We start from the raw sequence: 20,069 nt of genomic DNA, 5'->3' as shown, positions 1-20,069 counted from the left end.
TCATACATAGCAAAGTACATACACCATTTGCAACAAATGGAGGGCAGTAAGGTTTTCCAGAAAACTGGGTAATGAATTGGCGTGAATACACGATAAGACAGCGCTGGCGAGTGATTAGTACTCGCCAGCGCTGTCTTATCGCTTACCGAAAGAAGCGCTGTTTCGTTCTTTTAAGCGGCACTGGCCTCAGCCGCCGGTTGCTCCTGATTGATAGCCGCTGGGTCCATATACATGATCTCCCAATGATGACCGTCCAGATCCTGGAAGCTACGGCCATACATAAAGCCCTGATCCATAGGCTCATTTGGTGTTGTAGCACCAGCCGCAATGGCTTTATCAACCAGTACGTCCACGGCTTCCCGGCTATCGGCAGAGAGGCAGATAAGCGCTTCCGTTACTTTGGTGGCATCGGCAATGTCGGTTTTTATAAACGTTTTGAAGAAGGGCTCTACGAGCAGCATAGCATAAATATCTTCACTGATAATCATGCTGGTTGCGTTCTCGTCCGTAAACTGTGGGTTAAAGGAATACCCAAGTTTAGCGAAAAAATCGATCGATTTGTTGAGGTCTTTAACGGGCAGGTTTACAAAAATTTTGGTTGCCATGAGTATTTGTTTTTTGATGTTTACATGACAAAAATACGACCGAACTGGAACAGAAATGGGGGGTAAATGCGACAAGATACAGGGCGATTACGGCAACTTTTCAATCGTATAAAAACCCTTCTCCACTGGCGTCGAACCAGGACTTAAAATCCTTTTCTGGCCCCAAAATCCTTATTGTGCATTCTTGACAAACCGCAGATTAAAGCGATAATCAGGGCTGTTCGTCGTATAAAAGATGATCGAATGTGCTTTGCCGGAAGCAGCCTCCTGAATACTGATGGTGTTACCATCTGCTAACCAGAATTCACTGATGTCACCATCCAGAGGTGCACTGTTCTGGAAGCTGTATCCAGCTGGATGCGCGTTGAAACCCGATGTATTCGTGCCGTGAATAGTTCGCCAGTTGGTTGTTGAGGTCAGCTTTTTTATTGCCTCCTGTCCAGTTGCCCGATGATCGGTAAAAACTACTCCCTGACTTTCCGCCAGTGTCACGTAATCCTGCAATGTTGGGAGCCGCCATCCACTGGGAATTGGCACGGCCCTGGCTTCATCGAAGGTGTAATACCGTCCATATTCAGGCTTTTCAGTGCCGGATTTATACAGCAATCCATCTGGACCATCGTAATTGGTTATCGTCCAGACCTGACTGCCTATGGTCGTAGCCGGGTATTCTTTTCCACTAATGAGGACGGTGGTAACCTGGGGAGTGGGCTGGCTTTCCTGATCCTTTTTACAGGAAGTAAATGCCAGCGTGAACAGGGTTATTAAAAAAATAGGTAGTGTAACTGGATGCTGTTTTTTAGCTGTACGTGCCATCTTCAGAGCGAATAGGTGAGTAATGTCTAGCTGCCTACTCTTATTCTGCTCAGTTTAGTCAGTTTAATGCATAGGCATTGCCGTACAAAGCAAATCAGTATCAATACCCTTTAAAAGCATCGGTATACAAGCTGTCGAAACAGCTGAATGAATTGTCTAAAATAGCGTCTGAAAAGAAAACTTACTTACACCGCTCCACGTCCAGCCGAAAGAATCGCACAGAAACGGGCATCACAATCGTTGAATCGACAAACCCTTTCAGGGCAAAAATGCCGACGTATTTTGGTGTAATCCCAAACTCGTACGTGGTCACTTCCTTAAATGAGAAATCGTCTACAGGACTGGCTGAGTACAGAAACCGGAACTTCCGGCCTTGTTTTTCCATTCGGAAAGCGAAGTTTTTCAGGTTATTCACAGCAAGCCGCCGGTCGCTGGAATTTCCCAACGTAAACAAAGGCTGGTGGGCAATCTCTTCCAGGTTCGTGTATCCTTTACCATACGAAGCGACCGCCTGAATCAGTATTTCGCCGGGTTTGATATAACCGCCAAAGAAGTCGTTATAAGACAGCGAGATACGGATACTTTTCCCGGCAAACGATGTATCTTCCAGCAGTACCAAACCCGCCTGCTGCCAGTTGGCGTTGGGCACAAAGTCCTTAAAGTGTACTTCGGTACGGAAACAGTCATCCTGAATTTTTCGCAGCAATAAATTCTGAATTTGCGGGGCCTCACCCGTTTTGTGCCAGTTATCGCCTTTGAGCGTGAAGAGGGTTAAATAGCCCGGTTTCTCCCCTCTCCGATTCCAGTAAGTTGCATTTCGGGAATGAATAAACCAGCCTTTCTGAGCAAGAGTAGATTCGTCAGTTTTACGAAAATCGTCGATTACCTGCTCAGGTTCAGGCTCATGAACAAACCATAACAAGCCAATTACGCCCAAAATTAGCGGTATCACCAGCCAGCCAGACAAACGGTTCCTGTTCGGTATAGGGTCGATCTGTTCGGTTCGATTTGGCTGATTAAGTTGTTCGCGATACCGGAACCAGTACGGAAAGTGCTCTTCGTTCTTTTTCCGCTCTGCTTCCGTCGTAACCGGAGCGCGAAAGATGTAGCGTGCCAGCGTATCGAGGGTAGCGACTGAGGGATTTTCCTGTTTATCCGGGGTGGGATTAACCAGAAAAGCTGCATAGTTTTTGATACTTCTCCATCCGACAACCAGTCCTGTGCGTTCTTCGATCTCGTTACTAAGGTGCCTGCTCTCTGATTCAGAAAGCAGATTTCGTAATGGTTGACCAAAACACATTTCGACTACGGCCCTAAAAAGAGCGGCAAACGCCCGCCGGTCAAATTCATCCATATAACAAATGGCATCTATCAATCCCTAAATTAACAAGCTTCACAACACAGCATTCTGTCCTGGGGTTTAACGATGAGGCATATTGCCCAACGGAAACGAGATTTCCGCAACGTTTCCGGTCAAATTCCCGCCATTTCGAGCCACAAAGCGAAGTTTTGTCAAAAAAACAATTCGCTTCGATAGCCCGATCGTATGAAAACAGCCCTGGTGATTCTTGCACTCTTTTCTGCCCTGACTGGCGTAGCCCAGCAACTCCAGTTTCATTATGATTTCAGGCATTCGATCGACCCTGATCTGAACAAACGGAATTTCGCATCACTCACGTTCGAATACTTCAAGGCAAATGATTCGACCGGATCCTTTCTCTTAAAAACACAAACCGACTTTAGTGGCGAAAATAACAATATCGGACAGCTATTTTTGCAAGTCTCCAAAAATCTACGCTATTGGCGTCCTAAGGTCTATCTGACGTTCACCTACAGTGGTGGGCTAGGTGTGGCTCCACCCGCTTATGGGTATTACCTGACCAATTCGTTCGGCTTAGGTATTGCCTATCCATTTCAGTGGAAAGGGGCCTGGTTTAGCGCCAGTGCTGTTTATCGCTACAATGCGTTTCCGCAGCCAAGTCATGATCCACAGGTTACGTTTTATTTCGGAAAAGGATTTTTTCAGTACAAACTCATGGTGGCGGGGAGCCTGGTTGGATGGAGTGAGAACCGAAACCAGGGCACTGATTTTACGGCCAGTCAATCTGGCAAAAAAATCGCTTTTTTCGGTGATCCACAGATCTGGCTTAAGGTGTCGAAAACACTTTCCGTCGGATCAAGAATCAATCTTTTCTATCATACACTAACGATCGAAAACCAGGTGCAGGTTTACCCGACGCTGGCACTGAAAAACCAGTTTTAACAAACGCTCTGCCATGAACCGCAACCGTAACTGGCCATGAACGACTACGCGTAAAACACTTTTACAACCACGCTCCCAACAAGCAACACGAAAAATTGAAACATCATACCGGCAATGTAAACGGTGCCGATGCCGGGGCTCTGTTCGCTGTGAGCACTCAATGCTTTGTCCAGGGCAAAATGGGCACCGATAATTGCCGCAATCCAGATACGCAGTAGCAGCCAGTCTCGATTAACTCCGGGAATAAACCATAGCGAAAAGGTCAGGATTCCGGCGCAGGAAATCCACAAATGAAGATTCTCAATTATATTCTCGACGGATTTTGACGGAGGAACATTGGCCTGTGCCAGTAGCAAAGCCGCACCTACAACAAGGCACCAGAATAATTCCGGACCGATGAGCAATTGGATAAATCGGGGCATCGGATTATCCCTTAAATGCTTTAAGTACTGAACTGATCAATGCTGGATAACCAATTAGCGAAAAAACAACGCCAAACAAGCCAAATACGCCGGGCAAAAGCCAGCCATCTACTCCTTCAAGTGTTATGTTCTCCTGCGGATTATCGGGCATATACCAAAGCGTTACAGTATCGCCCACATTAAAGCTGGCAGGTGTGGTATACGTCTGTGAATAATACGTGATCGGCTTTCCTGCTGATGTTACAAACTGCACGACCGGAGCTTGGGCGGTCGTTGTCCGGCCTTTTTTATCACGGCTGTAACGCGTGTCAATCACATAGCCCTTGGTTTCGATACCGGTTTGAACGATCCGCTGCGTCGACCGCCAGTTTATGAAGGCCGCAATGGCAAAAACAGTACCTACCAGAGCAAACAACCCAAAAAAAATCAGGCTGCCATCGATTTTAAATTTCATTTAACAGTTTTCTATAGTCGTGTAGTGACAGTGGCTCAATTACCCTATAGCCCGCTGATTAGCAGACCAATATAAATTATTTAAAGCGCACCAAACCTACAATTTTTTTGAGAATCGAAGTATAGAGTTTTGTGTATACGGTAAGCCGAACGCATCAAAGACACTTGACTATAATGTCTATGGCTCTCTCCTGTTCAGCCAGATTCAGGGAAGCAAAGCCTAAACGGGCTGAGTTGTAGTTTATCGTTCCGGTATTATACCGCTGGCCGTCGCTCATAATCAGGCCTTTCTGAAAGGCTTTGGCAGATACAGTCCGTAAATCGCTATAGTTGAATCGTGTCCAGACTGACATGCCGCCATCTGGTATGCGAAACGAAACCCGCTGGCCCAGGTTTTCCGTCAATAATGCACTGAAATGATCCCGGCGCTCGCGGTAAATATTGACCACTTTCCGAATGTGTCGCCCAATGGTTCCATTACGATACAGCTCTGCAATGGCAACTTCCATCATGCTGTCGCCCTGCCGGTCAATACCCATTCGAAGGTTCGCAACGGCCTTTATAAAGTTTTCAGGCGCTACGATAAAGCCAATCCGTATGGCCGGAACAAGGGTTTTACTTAATGTTCCAATGTAGATCACGCTGCCGTGGTGGTCGAGGCTAGCCATTGGCAGTACTGGATTACTTGTGTAATGAAAATCGTAGTCGTAATCGTCTTCAATAAGGGCGAATTTGTAGGTTGCCGCCAGTTCTAGCAGCCGAATGCGTCGTTCGGGCGAAAGCGTCACCGTTGTTGGATGGTGGTGGTGCGGAATTACATACAACAGTCGTATCTTTTTCGTCTGGCAAAGCCGCTCAACGGCATCAATAGCAAGGCCACTTTCATCTACAGGCACCCGATTAATGCTGGCTCCAGCCTGCTGAAATGTAAGCGTTGCGGCAAAATAGCTGGGCTCGCCCACAATCACCTGATCACCCGGTTTAAGCAGCAGGCTGGCAGCCATATAGATGCCCATTTGCGCCCCTCGGGTTATCATAACGTTGGCTGCCGAAATCGGCAATCCACGGGTTTCACGCAAAAAACTGGCCAGTGTATCGCGTAAGTAATCTGTTCCTTCTGCCCGGCCATACATGTTGTATTTTTTAAAAGCAGGCTGCTTACCCATACTCCTCAACTCCCTCAAAAATAACTCATTAGGAAGCAAACGCATATCCGGAAACCCATCATTGATAATCAATTTTTTTGTATCCGGAAACCCTAAGGCCGGAAACTGGACGAATCGTTTTTCATCAATGGAAAAGATTGTCTTTTCGGGATAAGCAACTGACGTCTCCGCCTGTTTAAGCTTTCTGGGCTTTATTTCGGGCAGGTCCTGTACGACAAACGTGCCCTTTCTGGGAATCATTTCCAGCCAGCCCTGCGCCAGCAGCTCCTCATAAGCCGCTACTGTCGTTTTGCGATGAACATTCAGGGCGTTCGCCAGTTCGCGTGAGCCTGGCAACTTCGATCGGCTTCGCAAACGCCCTCTGCGAATAGCCTGAATAATAGCATTGGCAATCTGCAAATAGACAGCCGTATCGGCTGCTTTATCGATGGTAACAAGGTCGTTCAGGAACATCATCTGGTCTACTTAGTTTCTTAAATCTGGACTATTCAAGTAGTCCAATAAAGGTAGATATTTGTAGAAACAAAACACAACGATAAACAGTAGGAACAGGGGTTAAACAGGCTGCTCCTACGCAATAACACTCAGTACCATGAAAGCAAGAATGCATATTAAGTCGGTTGAACCACGGGTTTATAAAGCTATGCTGGAAGCCGAAAAACAGATGGCGACGTTTAATATCGATCCAAAACTCAATGAACTGATTAAGCTAAGAGTCTCACAGTTAAATGGTTGTGGCTATTGTCTCAACATGCACGCCAGAGATGCCCGGAAACTGGGAGAAACCGAACAGCGGCTTTATACGCTGAGTGCGTGGTGGGAAACGCCGTTCTTTACCGAAACCGAACAGGCCGTTCTGCGACTTGCCGAAGAGCTGACACAACTCACCAATCGGGGCATTTCTGACGAAGTTTATGCGAAAGCATTAAGTCTGTTGGGAGAGCAAACCTTGGCGCAGGTAATTTTTGCGATCATCACGATCAATAGCTGGAACCGCATTGCCATTTCAACCCATTTAGTGGCCGATCAGGATTAAGCAATCATACGTAGCCTGACCGGAAATCGGTCAGGCTTAAAACTAAATGCCACCATGAAATCAATTCTTCTCTTAAGCATTGCTCTGATCATTTCCATAACCAGTAGGCTTTCAGCACAACACACGCATACAGCCAGCGCCGGAAATTCGGAGGTAAGTTTTGCGATTATCCGTCAACAGGTTCTGGCGGATAAAGGGCTTGAAAATCGGGAAGTTAAGCTATTGATTGTCGATTTCCCGCCCAATAGTACTTCAACAGCCCATCGGCATCCCTGCCCAACTTTCGGCTATGTGCTCGAAGGCGAAATTGAATCCGTTTTTGAGGGGAAAACCTATTTGTACAAAAAAGGCGATTCGTTTTATGAAGAAACGAATGGTTTGCACAGTTCAGCCCGCAATAATCATCCAATTGCTCCTGCTAAACTGCTGGTATTCTTCCTTGCCGAAAAAGGCAAACCGACCTCCGTGCCCGAAAAAAAGTAAGATTACAAACGGTCTTCAATTCATTCAATCATTGTAAAATGGGCTAGCCAGACTCGTTCAATTGGCAACGGTTGCACCACTTTTTTCACCATGTTCACACAATCGCCAGCCAGAAAATGGGCATATTTTCTGGCCCTCTCTATCATTTGGGGTAGTAGCTACATCCTGCTTAAAAAAGGATTGGAAAGTTTCAGTTATCTAGCCGCAGCAACAATTCGCTTAGTGTCAGCGGGGTTGGTATTTCTTCCGTTTGGCTTAGCTTACTTCCGAAAGATTCCTTCCGGCAAATGGCCCCTGGTCGTATTGTCCGGTTTGCTCAGTTCGCTGATTCCCTCCTATCTATTCAGTCTATCGCAGGAACATATACAGAGTTCAACGGCGGGTATTCTGCTGGCGATAACGCCTTCCTTTACCTTTCTAAGCGCTCTTTTTTTCGTCAGAAAAACATACTCATCCCTTCAGATTCTGGGGCTATTCCTGGGTCTATTCTGTTCGATCACCTTAAGTCTATTGTCCTCAACCGGCCTAAATCTATCGATCAATGGATACGTGTTTCTGGTAGTCATTGCCACCTTATGTTATGGGATCAATATTAATCTTGTCAAACAGTATTTAGCCGATGTTCCACCCCTGCATTTAAGCACAGTGAGCGTAACCCTCAATGGCCTGATCGCTTTCCTGTTTGTTTATCTGCCCAATCAGCAACTATTTCAGTTTACGCCAGACACAATAAATGCCTGTCTGGCTTTAGTAACGCTGGGCGTTGTTGGAACGGCTTTGGCTCAGGTGCTTCACGTAAAATTGATTTATAGTTCGTCGCCATTATTTGCCAGCGCAATTACGTATCTGATACCCGTTGTAGCGATTTTCTGGGGTATTCTGGACAATGAATCCTTTACAATAATTCATTTTATGGCCTGTCTGGGCATATTAGCATCGGTATACCTGATTCGTCAGGAGGCTAACCAGATTGCCTAATTTCACTAACTTATATTCTCAGGCCTTTCACTTCGAGCCGTGCTACAGTTGATTGGATCACACAGACAACCGTAGCACGACTCGAAGCAAAAGGCTTGAGAATATCAACCACGAACAAGTCTGACAGACTGGCACCTGGTGATTGAGTTCGGTGGTATTCGACAACACAATTCTACTCAATCACTATTCTATCCCGAAAATACGTTTATTTTGCCCGGATAGAACAGGCCCCTTAATGCCTGTTGGTTCGGTATGATGAGTCGTTTGCTTCTTTTTCTGTGTCTATCGGTCGCTCTGTCTGCGTTTGTTTTGCGCGCCAATGAATCAGCGGTTATCCGGGTTAATTTATTGGGTTATCGACCTTCCAGCCTTAAAACAGCCGTGTGGGGAAGCCTGACGGAGAAGAAAACGGCCCGATTTCAGATCGTCAATGCCGAGACCGATCAGGTTGTCTGGCAACGTGAGGTCGGACAGGCTTTCGGCGCGTACGGTCCATTCCAGCAGACGTACCGGCTCAACTTTTCGGCATTCCGGCAACCGGGTCGTTTTTACCTTCGCACCGATGAAGGCACACGGTCACCTACATTCCGCATTGACGAGAACGTATACGATGGGGCGGCTGATTTCTGCCTGCGTTACATGCGTCAGCAACGCAGTGGCTATAACCCCTTTCTGAAAGACTCCTGCCACACGCACGATGGCTATACGATGTATGGCCCTATGCCCGATAGTACCCACATCGATGCGTCCGGAGGCTGGCACGATGCGTCAGACTATCTTCAATATGTGACAACGTCCGCCAATGCAACTTATCATCTGCTGGCCGCCCTCCGCGACTTTCCGGAGGCCTTTTCCGATCAACACCAGACAAACGGCCTGGCGGGAGCGAACGGGCAACCCGATGTGCTCGACGAAGCGCGCTGGGGGCTCGACTGGCTCCTTAAAATGCACCCAACCGACGATTGGCTGTTCAATCAGTTGGGCGATGATCGTGATCATGCAGGGTTACGTATTCCGAAAGAAGACAATTTTTACGGCAAGGGCTTTGAACGCCCCGTTTATTTTGCGACGGGTGAGCCACAGGGTCTGTTTAAATACAAAAATCGGGCAACGGGTGTCGCGTCTACAGCCGGAAAAGTTAGCAGTGCACTGGCTCTGGGCTACCAACTGATGCGTAAACTTCCAGCGGATTATGCTGATCGGAGCTATATTGACCGGCTTCGGCAGCGGGCGCAATCGGCTTATAAACTCGGGGAACAAAAACCCGGAAACGCACAAACGGCTCCCGGACGGGCACCTTATTTTTACGAAGAAGATAATTACGTGGATGATATGGAGCTGGCAGCCGTTGAGCAATTAAATCTGTCGGGGGCTACCAGCAAACAGGCTGGGCAATGGCGCAACACCGCGCTGAAGTTTGCCCGACAGGAACCCGTTACACCCTGGATCGAGAATGATACGGCACGCCATTATCAATGGTATCCGTTCGTCAATATCGGTCATGCTGAGTTAGCCAAAAGGTTCCCCGCCAGTCAGCGAAAAACGGTTACTGATTTCTATAAACGAGGTATCGAAACGGTTTGGCAACGGGCCAAACAAAATGCATTTTATCGGGGAGTCCCTTTCATCTGGTGCAGCAACAACCTGACAACCTCCTTCGCAACTCAATGCCTCTGGTATCGGCAGCTTACCAACGATCAGCAATATGCTGCCTTCGAACAGGCCAATTTCGACTGGCTGTTTGGCTGCAATCCGTGGGGAACGAGTTTTGTGTATGGCCTGCCCGCCAATGCCGATACACCAGCCGATCCGCATTCGGCATTTACTCATTTGAAACAATACCCCATTGACGGTGGCCTCGTTGACGGCCCAGTACGAGGTAGTATTTACAAAAACCTGATCGGTATTACGCTCCATGAGCCCGACGAGTTTGCTGCTTTTCAAAGTGATCTGGCAGTCTACCACGATGACTTTGGTGACTACAGCACCAATGAACCCACGATGGACGGTACGGCATCGCTGGTTTACCTACTGGCCGCTAAACAGTCCGAAAAACGACCGAAACCAACCGCAAGCACCCAATCATTGGCTGCGGGAAATCAGCAGGCAAATGTGGATTCAAAGTCTACTTACTTCAAGGGCGCTAAAATTCGGGGCGATACGAGCGTCCGGCAACTTGCCCTGGTTTTTACAGGCGACGAATTCGGCGATGGTGGTACTACGATTGCCCGTGTTCTGCGAAAACATAACGTACGAGCGTCGTTCTTTCTGACTGGACGCTTTTTACGTAATCGGGCCAACGCTTCCTTAGTGCAGCAGCTTCGTCGCGATGGGCATTATATTGGTCCTCACTCAGATCAGCACCTACTCTATTGCGACTGGACCAAGCGCGATAGTTTACTGGTAACCCATGAGCAATTTAGTAAAGATCTACGGGCAAATTACGCAGCTCTGGGCCGGTTTGGCATCCAGCGAAGTAAAGCAAAATTGTTTTTACCGCCCTACGAATGGTATAATGACAGCATCTCGGTTTGGACAGAACGTGCAGGCTTACAACTCATTAACTACACACCCGGCACCTTAAGTCATGCCGATTACACCACACCTGAGGAAAGTAATTACCGAGACAGCGAGACAATCCTTCAGTCCATTCAGACGTACAAGCAACGGACAGGCACGGGCCTGAATGGGTTTATTTTACTGATGCACATCGGGACGGACCCTGCTCGTACAGATAAACTTTACAATCATCTGGATGACTTGTTGACAGAGCTTCAAACCAGCTCTTACCAACTGGTAAAGGTCAATCAGTTATAAGTGAACGTTGTCATGATCACTTTCGCGAATCGATAAAATGGGACATTATCCATGCTGATTATAAAGCCGATCTCTAGTTAAGAATGTAAAAAAAATACAGGGAATGAAAATTCCCTGAGACCATCAGATCTTCCTTTAGACGGTTAAGAATTTAAGCTGTCCGCCCATTCAAATAGCGATTAAAACAGCAACCCAGGCCCATCATAACTAAATAGGGTTACATACGTTGTTTTCTAGATTAAAAAAGTCTTTTTTTGTCGACTTACCTACAAGCAGGTATGTGTATCGAGCGGAAACCCAAAATGAATTACTTAGGCACGCTCGGTATTCAACCAAAATAATCGTTCATCAACGAACATGATCTTTGAGTACCAGCCTGACCTACCAAGCACAAGAGGCTGTAAGGTATTGCAAATTCTGCTACTGATTTACGCAGCGTCAATTGCTGTTTTGAGCGCTAACGCCCAACCATTTATGTGTCGGCAATTTTCGGCCAACGATGGGCTACCCTCATCTTATTGTTTTGCTTCACTTCAGGATCGCGATGGCTATTTATGGGTTGGTACGTATGGTGGAGTAGGGCGATTCGATGGGGCAACTTTCAAAAATTTCACTGTTAACAACGGATTAGTTAACAACCAGGCACTTAGCTTATTCCAGGATAAAGACCAAAATATCTGGATTGGCACCTTCAACGGCATTAGCATCTGGAAACAGGGCCGCTTCCAAAATATTACCTCAGCAGGCAACGTACCGATTGAACGGGTTTTCGGAATCACTCAGGATCGGGACGGACGTATTTGGGCTACCAGTGCTCAGGGCCTGCTTTGCTTCGATAACCCCGGCGCAACGCCGAAGCTTTTTCAACGCGATGTACAGAATCAACCTGTCAGTCATCTTTGGGGGGTTAGCCAATTGCCTTCCGGACAGTTACTGGTCAGTAATACCTACCACCTTTTTTTATTCGATAAAAATCGATTTACCGAAGTAAAATACCCCAACGGTAAACCCATTGAAGCACGCTGTCTGGTACGTATCGGCAACCGGATGCTGATTGGCACCTACGAACAGGGTATACTCGAATACAAATCAGGAACGGCTACTCCGCTGTATTCGGCGATACTTCCCTCTAAACTGCGCGTGTTCGACATTTTGACCGATAAGCGTCAGCGATTGTGGCTGGCAACCAACCAGGGCGCGATTTGCATTGACAAGGGCAAAGTCACCCAACTTAACACGCAAAACAGTCTACCCAGCGATAAATGTCTGGGCATAAGTAAGGATACCGAAGGAAACATATGGCTCACCTCGCCGGAGGGGTTAATTCAGTGCAGAGAGCGGTTTATTGATGTTTTCACCAAAGCCAACGGGTTGCTGAATGACGAAGTCTATTCGCTTGGCAAAGACAAAAATGGCATCATTTATTTTGGCGGCTGCAATGGAGCCTTTACGGCTTACCAGCGTGGCCGGCTTTTTCAGCCATTCCCGTCTTTTACCGGAACAAAACCCAGCGGCCTCCCTATTCATTTTACCAGGTTCGACCATAAGGGTAATTTATGGCTTTCCTGTGATGCCGATGGCGTTTTCAAATTCAGTAGCAGTCAGATCAACAAAATAACGTCGACCGGAAAATTCTGTTCGGCCTTCCTGGAAGATACCCTTCACGACATCATTTGGATGGGCAACCGGGAAAAATTATTTAGATACCAGCAGGGTCAATGGACGACGATTGATTCACCCCCGGCTATGGCCGTCGATGATATCCTGGCCCTGTATCAGGACAAGCAAAATCGAATATGGATTGGCACGTACGGTCTACGCATTTTCGACGGTAAACGCTGGACGGATGTGTCTAAAAAAACAAATACTGAACAGGTATTTATTCAGTCCATAAAAACTGACTCCGAAGGCGCTATCTGGGTGGGTACGATTGGCAAAGGCATCCGCAAAATAAGGTTAGACGAGAAGGGAGCCATCGTTTCGGTTGAGACAATTACGACACGCCAGGGTCTACAGAATGACAGTGTCCTCGATCTGGAATTTGATCATGAAGGGCAATTATGGGTAGGATCATTTGGCGGTATTATGCGTATTGACCTGAAACGGCCTAAAGAAAAAGGGCAGTTCAGATCCCGAATTTTTAACCGGAATAGTGGCATTCTTGACAATACATGGCAGATCGTATCCTTCCTGAAAGACAATGACGGCAACCTATGGGCAGGCACTTCAAAAGGAGCCATGCGGTTCGTTCTATCAGCAATTCCAAAGACTTCGATGAGCCCTCCAGTCCATATTGTTTCAGCTCAGTTGGCGCAAAACACGCATGAACCGTCGACCGGTGCCAGCACTATAGTTGCCAACGAGGAATTGCCTTATTTTCAGAATTCGCTCAATTTTCAATTTACAGGTATCAGTTTAAGCGACCCATCCGGAATTCGTTATACCTATAAGCTCGCTGGCCTGCCCGGAGCTTCCTGGTCGGCATTGTCGAGCCAAAACAGCATTACGGCCAATAACCTATCGCCAAATGCCTATGTTCTGCACGTAAAAGCCATCAATGCCGATGGGGTAGAGAGTCGTCAGGAGGCAACATTTGCGTTTACCATTACTCCCCCTTTCTGGCAAACCTGGTGGTTCCGTAGCCTGCTTGCCTTATTGGTAGCCAGTGCAATTTGGGCGATCGTTCAGATTAGAATTCGCTTCCTGAACGAAAAGCATAAAACAGCGCTCCAGATTAGCGAGTGGAAGCTAAAAGCGCTCCAGAGTCAGATGAATCCGCACTTTATTTTCAACTCCCTCAATTCCATTCAAAATTTCATTATTACCAATAAAGCGATTGAAGGCGTGAAATATCTCTCTAAATTTTCTAAACTAGTCAGGAAGATTTTAGAGAATTCGAATTACCAGCAAATGAAACTAGAGCAGGTGATCGAAACCCTGAAAATGTATGTCGAACTGGAAGCCATGCGGTTCAATAATGAGTTTAGTTATCAATTTATTATCGACGACGCGGATAGTCTCTATGATACGTTACTACCGCCCATGCTGTTTCAGCCTTTTGTGGAAAATGCGATATGGCACGGATTAATGCCCAAAACTGGCGACAAACTACTCCGCATACAGGTTGAAAAACAAGCCGATACCCTACTTTGCATTATTGAAGACAATGGTGTTGGTCGAGCCAAAAGCAGTAAAAAAGAAGGACACACCTCCCGTGGTGAATCGATCACCAAAGACACATTCGATGCCTTTAATCAGCAGATGGGGAAAGAGGCAACGCTGACCATCATTGATAAAGTAGAACCATTGACCGGTACCAGGGTAGAAATCAGAATTCCTCTGTAAACAACCTCTAAACAGTCAGACTACACGAACGAGTGCAAGAGCTTATTGACAAAGATTTGTACTTGTTTCTGAGTTCACTTTCATCAAGTTGATTTAAAATTGGCATTTAGAATCATCAAAATGCATAAGCGGCTCGCTATGACCTCCTTTCGAACGACTAATCAGCTCTTACCAACTGGTCAAAGTCAATCCATTATATGTGAACGCTGTCGATCCATTCGTATGCTTTTTGTGGGTCAGTGAAAAAGTGTTCATTTTCTCTGCCAAAGCGTTGTTCGTAGGCATCAATCTTCGTAGAATCCTGATGCGTGTGCGCAGCCGCCATGCAGGTAATTCCTCTGGTATTCGTGAAGCGCATATTGGCGGCCTCCCCGAACAAATCCACGTAGCCGACTTTCCAGCCGTATCGGGCTAATGTTTCCGGAATAATTCCCCTAAATCGTTTGTGGGTAGCGATATCGGTTGCCGTGAAACCATGGAGGTTAACAAAAATCTTGAAACTACGGTGATCGCCTATTTGGGACAGCGCATCCTGAAGCGATTTCTCCCAGAGAACTACGTCAGTTTCTTTAATGTCTCCACTGAGTTGAGTGATTATTAGTTTTTTACCTGGGTACCATTCACTCATTGCCACTTTAGTCATAGTAAAACCATTTATAGTTGATAGGAACGATCTGATGAACACCTCACTTGACCTGTTTTGGATCTAGTGTTTCCGGATCGAAAATTTATTCATTAGTTTATGCGACGTTGTTCATCTTCGGAAACCGTTCGACGGTTACCAGCACCTTTGATCTCCCGATTACCAAAAGTGTACGTAAATGTCAGCCGGGCAACGCGGGTTTCGCTGTAGGTCGCAAAGTTGAAATCCATATTCTGGAATTGAACCGTTCCCCGAAACCGTTGCGTCTGGAACAAATCGCTCCAGTTAAATCGTAACGTCGCTTTCTTTTGCCAGATGCTTTTCTGAACACCAACGCTTAGTTGACCAAATGCCTGCATTTTATTCTGGCTATAGACATAGGGCGAATTGTAAGATGCTGACAGTTCGGCTGTGATTCCATTCGCAAAAACGAACGAATGATTACTATTCAGATTCATAGCTAACCAGCTATAATCCAATGGAGTACCGCCGATTTCGGCCTGATAGGCAGTATGAAATACGCTCGCCGAATTTCGGGATGACCACCAGGGCGTAATTCGGATGGGAGCACTCACATTGATACTCATGTTCGTTTGCTCGGCCAGGTTTGTAAACGTGATCCGGGTCTCGCCCGTTGCATCGTTCTGTTCATTAATATCGACAATTACGTCTCGGGTTCGGTTGTAGCCAAAACTAATCGTCGTTTCTTCTTTATAACTGTAGGCAACCTGGAAGGCGTCAGTGAATTGAGGTTTCAGGTATGGGTTCCCCTGCTGATAGGCGTAGGGGCTAAATATTCGGATGAACGGATTCAGATACTGGTAATCCGGACGGTCGATTCGACGGCTAAACGAGTACAGAAACTGATGTTTATCGCCCACCGTTCGTGTAAGCGACACCGTTGGGAACAGATTCAGATAGGTTCGGTCAACGGTATTCTGGGCTGTAACCGAATAAGCTTCCGTCTGCGTTCGTTCTGCACGAATGCCCACCTGTAAAGTCCAGTCGGTCCAGGTACGACGACCCGTAAGGTAGGCTGCGTGGATGAGCTCCCGGTATTCGAACTGATTTGTTCGACCGTTATCTACCTGCCAGGGAACATTTTGCCCATTTTCAACACGTTTAGTCTCAACCAGCAAATCGTTATTCAGCGTTACATAACTGCTTTTCCATCCTGCCTCAAGCCTCGTTTGCTTATCGATGGGGTGACTATAATCGGTTTTTGCGGCTCGAATCAGCGCCTTTGAGTTTGTAGTCAGTCGCTGAAAATCCCGTGGCCCTGTTTCTATTTCCTGGGCATTCAGAAAGCGCGTTTCGAACTGCTCGGTCGGCCGAAACGACGCATCTGAATAATCGACATCTACCATAAGCTCCCGCCCTTTACCACCCCGACCTGTCGTGTCGAATCGATGCCGGAAATTCAGGTTTGCTGCCAACCGATCAATGCTCCGTTTGTTGTCATTCTGCGTTCGCTCTGAGGATGTCAGAACGCCGGATTTGAAAATGTCACTTTCTGTTCCTCCCTGCGATTTGTTACTGACGTTTGTGCCATTCAGCAAAACACCGATCGTATTGCGTTTATCCAGCGAATAATCAGCACCCAGCCGGAAGGTATGGGTCGTATTCTGAATGGGTCGATAGCCGTCCTGCCGGATTAGCGTAGGTTGCGCGGCTGATGCAAACCGCCGGTCAATGGTAGCCACTGACCAGTAATCTCGCTGGTCGAAGGCATAGTTACCGAACAGGCTCCACTGGTCTTTTCGGGCGTTAAGCGTAAGTGCCGTATTGTATTTCAGGAAACGCCCCTGCCCCACCCCGGCGGTCAGATTGCCGTTTAGCGGCTGACTCGATTTGTTGCGTTTCAGGCGAATATTGATAATGCCAGCCGTTCCGGCAGCATCGTAGCGAGCGGGTGGATTCGTAATCAGCTCAATGGTCTCGACGGTATTACTGGGGGTATTACGCAACAGATCCAGAACCTGATTGCCAGACAGGTAGGTCGGCTTCCCGTCGATCATGACCAGCACATTTTCACGTCCTTTCAGGCTAATGCGGTCTGACTGAAGATCGACAACAACGCCGGGTGCCTTTTCGAGCACTTCAAGTGCCGTTCCGCCACTCGCCACAATACTATTCTCGACGTTCAGTATCGTTTTGTCTATCTGCTGTTCAATGAATGGCTTTTGTGCTTTTACGGTCACATTGGTCAATTGTCGGGTTTCTTCCTGCATGGTCAATGGCAACAGCTGGAGTTTCCATTGCTCATCACCAACTGTGAATACTTCGGAATAGACTTTCTGATAGCCCACCTGTGAACCCGCCATGCGGTAGGTTCCGGGCGGAATTAATTCCATTTCGTAATGCCCCCGCTCATTACTGACAGCCCCTTTCACCAGGGTGGAGTCGGTGGCTTTGAGCAGCAGTAGGCTCATCATGCCTAACGGTCTACCACTCGTATCCTGCACCGAACCCATAACGATGCCAGATTTTGACTGTTGAGCCCATAGATCGCCTGGAACTAAAAGAATAACGAGCGCAAAGAGAAGTATCTTCATTATACACCAGTAAAGCAGCCCACTTATCGCCCTATGCGATTTTGATTCAGGCGGCTATTTGCTGGATAAAACTAGTCGTTCACCGGCTTCTGACCAGACAGCTTTGGCCCAATTGTCCAATTTTTCGACTGAATTGAGGAAGACGCTTACTGAAATGAAGCCATCAAATTCAGGGGCAGTGCTCATTTACTACGTAACGGGTCAATTTTAGCTGCCTCAAAAACAAGAAAAGGCCTACTCGCCCTTTTAGGAGGAGGAGGCCTTTTGGCAGGCATTATAAAATTTATGATTCTCTAATTCACTCTCAGTTTTTGCCCAGGCCGGATTCGCGACCGCGATGAAAGGTGATTTTTACGAGTCAATGCTGATACGGACATCCCATAGCGACTGGCGATTGAACTGAGTGTCTCGCCCGAACGGACGCGATGCAATACGGTTCGTTTAAATCGTGGCCGCGAGCTGGATTCGGAGGATGCCGAACGGCCTCCACGGAGATAATCCCACACGGACCCAGTCAACAGAAAGTGATCAGAGATGATCGAATTTTCCGGAAATGAGTAAATGTTTAATGGACTGAATGGGTTGCCTTCGTAGCGTGTTTCAAAGTGCAGGTGAGCCCCATAACTTCGGCCCGTATTGCCGCCTAACCCCACCTGATCACCCGCTTTCACGAGTTGATTCGTTTCTACGGTTTGCTTGGACATGTGCCCATAAAGCGTTTCAAGACCGTTGTAGTGGCGAACCAGTACATAGCGGCCATATCCATTACCATCCCAGCCGACTACGCGCACGATACCATCAAAAGCAGCGTAGACCGGATCGCCGGTTTCCAGATCGAGATCAGTGCCTGTATGCCAGCGCCCCCACCGATACCCGAAGTTTGATGTCATTTTCCCTTCGTTCAATGGAGCTGACCAGTAGCGGTTTGCAGGCGGGTCATAGAGTTTAATATCGATAGCTTCGTTAAACTCAAGTGGGTTAATATTATACGGGTCAATGGTTCGGGAATCCCAGACTGCGTAATAATCAGCGATTTTAACCCACTCATTACCAACAAGGACTGAGTCAATTACTTCAACAACGCTGGCTTCACCCTGGTCAATTGTGCTGGTATCTTCACTAACGACCTTATTAAGTTCTTTTTTGGGCTCAAACTGGCTATTAAAGCGCAGTTGGGTAGCTTCCTGCTCGAATGGGTCATCCGCTTTTTGAGGCTGTTCGACGACTGGTGCATTCGGGTTAAATTGATTTTTGGGCGTAATCGTAAGGTTTTTCTTAAATCGCCCCCGTTCCTGGGCCTGTGCCGTTACGGTAAAACACAGGCAACTGATGGCCAGGAGCCATCGAACAGCCGTTTTTCTCATCAGCATCAAAGATGAGTTTTCAGATGTTAATTTTTAGTGGCTGACGCATGCTTTCGGGTGCACTGGCCGCTGAAAATTAACCTCTGAAAACTAGTAAGTTAATGAACAAGTTGTTGTTCCTGCATTTCTACTGTGACCAGATAACGTTCAGCGTCGAGTGCGGCCATGCAACCCGTTCCGGCTGCCGTTATGGCCTGACGATAGACGTTATCCTGGGCATCTCCGCAGGCAAAGACACCGGGTATGTTGGTTCGGGTACTTCCTTTTTCTGTCAGGATATAACCACTCTCATCCATCTCAAGGTACTCCCGAAAAATGTCCGTATTTGGTTTATGACCGATGGCTACGAAAAAGCCGGTCACGTCTAAAACGCTTTCTTCGCCCGTTACAGTATTCTTCACCCGAACGCCCGACACTTCGTCGTCACCAAGCACTTCTACGGTTTCGGTGTTGAACAGAATTTCGATGTTTGGCGCGGTTTTTACGCGTTGCTGCATGAACTTCGACGCCCGCATTTCGTCACGCCGAACGAGCATATATACTTTACGGCAGAGATTAGCCAGGTAGCTGGCTTCTTCGGCTGCCGTATCGCCCGCACCGATTATGGCCACATCCTGCCCACGAAAGAAAAATCCGTCGCAAACAGCGCAGGCAGAAACGCCCCGGCCATTTAATCGCATTTCTGAGGGCAACCCCAGCCATTTGGCCGATGCACCCGTCGAAATAATGACGGAATCAGCTGTTATTTCGTGTTTATCATCAACGATTGCCCGGTGCGGATGCCCGGAGAAATCGACGCTGGTCACCAAACCATAGCGAACATCCGTACCAAATCGGCGGGCCTGGTTTTCTAAATCCTGCATCATCTGTGGCCCCTGAACACCGTCAGGATAGCCCGGAAAATTATCAACCTCGTTGGTAATGGTTAATTGGCCACCAGGCTGTGGTCCCTGATACATAACGGGTTTCATGTTAGCCCGCGATGCGTATATAGCAGCTGTATAGCCAGCCGGGCCGGAGCCGATGATCAGGCACTTTACGTGTTCGGAAGTCATGTGATTGGCACTAAGTTGTCTTCTTTATAACAAAATACCGTTCCCTAAAAAGAGATGGTATTTAGACA

Annotated in this window: 16 protein-coding genes; 6 read left to right on the top strand and 10 right to left on the bottom strand. The window is 47.3% G+C overall.

All coding sequences use genetic code 11. The annotated features are described in order from the left end of the window. Window positions 1–170: 170 nt before the first annotated feature. From G8759_RS18010 to G8759_RS18000, 3 genes are all read right to left on the bottom strand, one after another. The gene (locus tag G8759_RS18010; protein ID WP_167210352.1) at window positions 171–605 is read right to left on the bottom strand and encodes a VOC family protein; all 435 of its coding nucleotides are present in this window, start codon (window positions 603–605) and stop codon (window positions 171–173) included. A 171-nt stretch (window positions 606–776) separates the two neighbouring features. Continuing rightward, complete coding sequence (locus tag G8759_RS18005; RefSeq protein WP_167210350.1) at window positions 777–1,421, bottom strand: FISUMP domain-containing protein; 645 nt, start codon at window positions 1,419–1,421, stop codon at window positions 777–779. A gap of 181 nt (window positions 1,422–1,602) precedes the next feature. Beyond that, window positions 1,603–2,775, bottom strand: a complete 1,173-nt coding sequence (locus G8759_RS18000) for a beta-xylosidase family glycoside hydrolase (protein ID WP_167210348.1) — start codon at window positions 2,773–2,775, stop codon at window positions 1,603–1,605. Window positions 2,776–2,967: 192 nt separating this feature from the next. Here G8759_RS18000 and G8759_RS17995 point away from each other — a divergent pair, with 192 nt between their 5' ends. After that, window positions 2,968–3,684 carry a DUF5020 family protein gene (locus tag G8759_RS17995; protein ID WP_167210346.1) on the top strand — a complete coding sequence of 239 codons (717 nt, stop codon included), beginning with the start codon at window positions 2,968–2,970 and terminating at the stop codon, window positions 3,682–3,684. Between the two features lie 44 nt (window positions 3,685–3,728). On the opposite strand, the gene G8759_RS17990 is transcribed toward G8759_RS17995, so the two are convergent. From G8759_RS17990 to pdxR, 3 genes are all read right to left on the bottom strand, one after another. Continuing rightward, complete coding sequence (locus G8759_RS17990) at window positions 3,729–4,106, bottom strand: hypothetical protein (RefSeq protein WP_167210344.1); 378 nt, start codon at window positions 4,104–4,106, stop codon at window positions 3,729–3,731. A 4-nt stretch (window positions 4,107–4,110) separates the two neighbouring features. After that, a complete protein-coding gene (locus G8759_RS17985) occupies window positions 4,111–4,560 on the bottom strand; it encodes a DUF3592 domain-containing protein (RefSeq protein WP_167210342.1) in 450 nt (149 codons plus the stop codon). 154 nt (window positions 4,561–4,714) lie between these two features. After that, window positions 4,715–6,181 carry a MocR-like pyridoxine biosynthesis transcription factor PdxR gene (gene pdxR / locus G8759_RS17980; RefSeq protein ID WP_167210340.1) on the bottom strand — a complete coding sequence of 489 codons (1,467 nt, stop codon included), beginning with the start codon at window positions 6,179–6,181 and terminating at the stop codon, window positions 4,715–4,717. A gap of 136 nt (window positions 6,182–6,317) precedes the next feature. On the opposite strand from pdxR, the gene G8759_RS17975 reads away from it, so the two are divergent. The 5 genes from G8759_RS17975 (at window position 6,318) to G8759_RS17955 (ending at window position 14,384) form a co-directional block, all read left to right on the top strand. After that, window positions 6,318–6,761, top strand: coding sequence for a carboxymuconolactone decarboxylase family protein (locus G8759_RS17975; RefSeq protein ID WP_167210338.1), 444 nt, complete (start codon window positions 6,318–6,320; stop codon window positions 6,759–6,761). 54 nt (window positions 6,762–6,815) lie between these two features. Continuing rightward, entirely contained in the window at window positions 6,816–7,244 is a 429-nt protein-coding gene (locus tag G8759_RS17970) for a cupin domain-containing protein (protein WP_167210336.1), read from the top strand. 90 nt (window positions 7,245–7,334) lie between these two features. Continuing rightward, the gene (locus G8759_RS17965; RefSeq protein WP_167210334.1) at window positions 7,335–8,222 is read left to right on the top strand and encodes a DMT family transporter; all 888 of its coding nucleotides are present in this window, start codon (window positions 7,335–7,337) and stop codon (window positions 8,220–8,222) included. Window positions 8,223–8,474: 252 nt separating this feature from the next. After that, complete coding sequence (locus G8759_RS17960) at window positions 8,475–11,039, top strand: glycoside hydrolase family 9 protein (RefSeq protein WP_167210332.1); 2,565 nt, start codon at window positions 8,475–8,477, stop codon at window positions 11,037–11,039. Window positions 11,040–11,396: 357 nt separating this feature from the next. Then, entirely contained in the window at window positions 11,397–14,384 is a 2,988-nt protein-coding gene (locus tag G8759_RS17955; protein ID WP_167210330.1) for a sensor histidine kinase, read from the top strand. A 193-nt stretch (window positions 14,385–14,577) separates the two neighbouring features. Here G8759_RS17955 and G8759_RS17950 read toward each other — a convergent pair whose 3' ends face one another. The 4 genes from G8759_RS17950 to trxB all read right to left on the bottom strand — a co-directional run bounded on the left by G8759_RS17950 (window position 14,578) and on the right by trxB (window position 20,001). Beyond that, window positions 14,578–15,027: a hypothetical protein gene (locus G8759_RS17950; RefSeq protein WP_167210328.1), complete on the bottom strand. Its 450-nt coding sequence runs from the start codon at window positions 15,025–15,027 to the stop codon at window positions 14,578–14,580. Window positions 15,028–15,119: 92 nt separating this feature from the next. After that, window positions 15,120–17,582 carry an outer membrane beta-barrel protein gene (locus G8759_RS17945; RefSeq protein WP_167210325.1) on the bottom strand — a complete coding sequence of 821 codons (2,463 nt, stop codon included), beginning with the start codon at window positions 17,580–17,582 and terminating at the stop codon, window positions 15,120–15,122. A gap of 293 nt (window positions 17,583–17,875) precedes the next feature. Beyond that, window positions 17,876–18,946 (bottom strand): M23 family metallopeptidase, encoded by a 1,071-nt coding sequence (locus G8759_RS17940; RefSeq protein ID WP_167210323.1) that lies wholly within the window; start codon window positions 18,944–18,946, stop codon window positions 17,876–17,878. 98 nt (window positions 18,947–19,044) lie between these two features. Continuing rightward, a complete protein-coding gene (trxB, locus tag G8759_RS17935; protein WP_167210321.1) occupies window positions 19,045–20,001 on the bottom strand; it encodes a thioredoxin-disulfide reductase in 957 nt (318 codons plus the stop codon). Window positions 20,002–20,069: the final 68 nt, after the last annotated feature.

It is taken from the genome of Spirosoma aureum, from assembly GCF_011604685.1.
Classification (GTDB): domain Bacteria; phylum Bacteroidota; class Bacteroidia; order Cytophagales; family Spirosomataceae; genus Spirosoma; species Spirosoma aureum.
The sequence above is the reverse complement of the archived record's forward strand: the minus strand, read 5'-3'. Positions and strand labels throughout refer to the sequence as shown.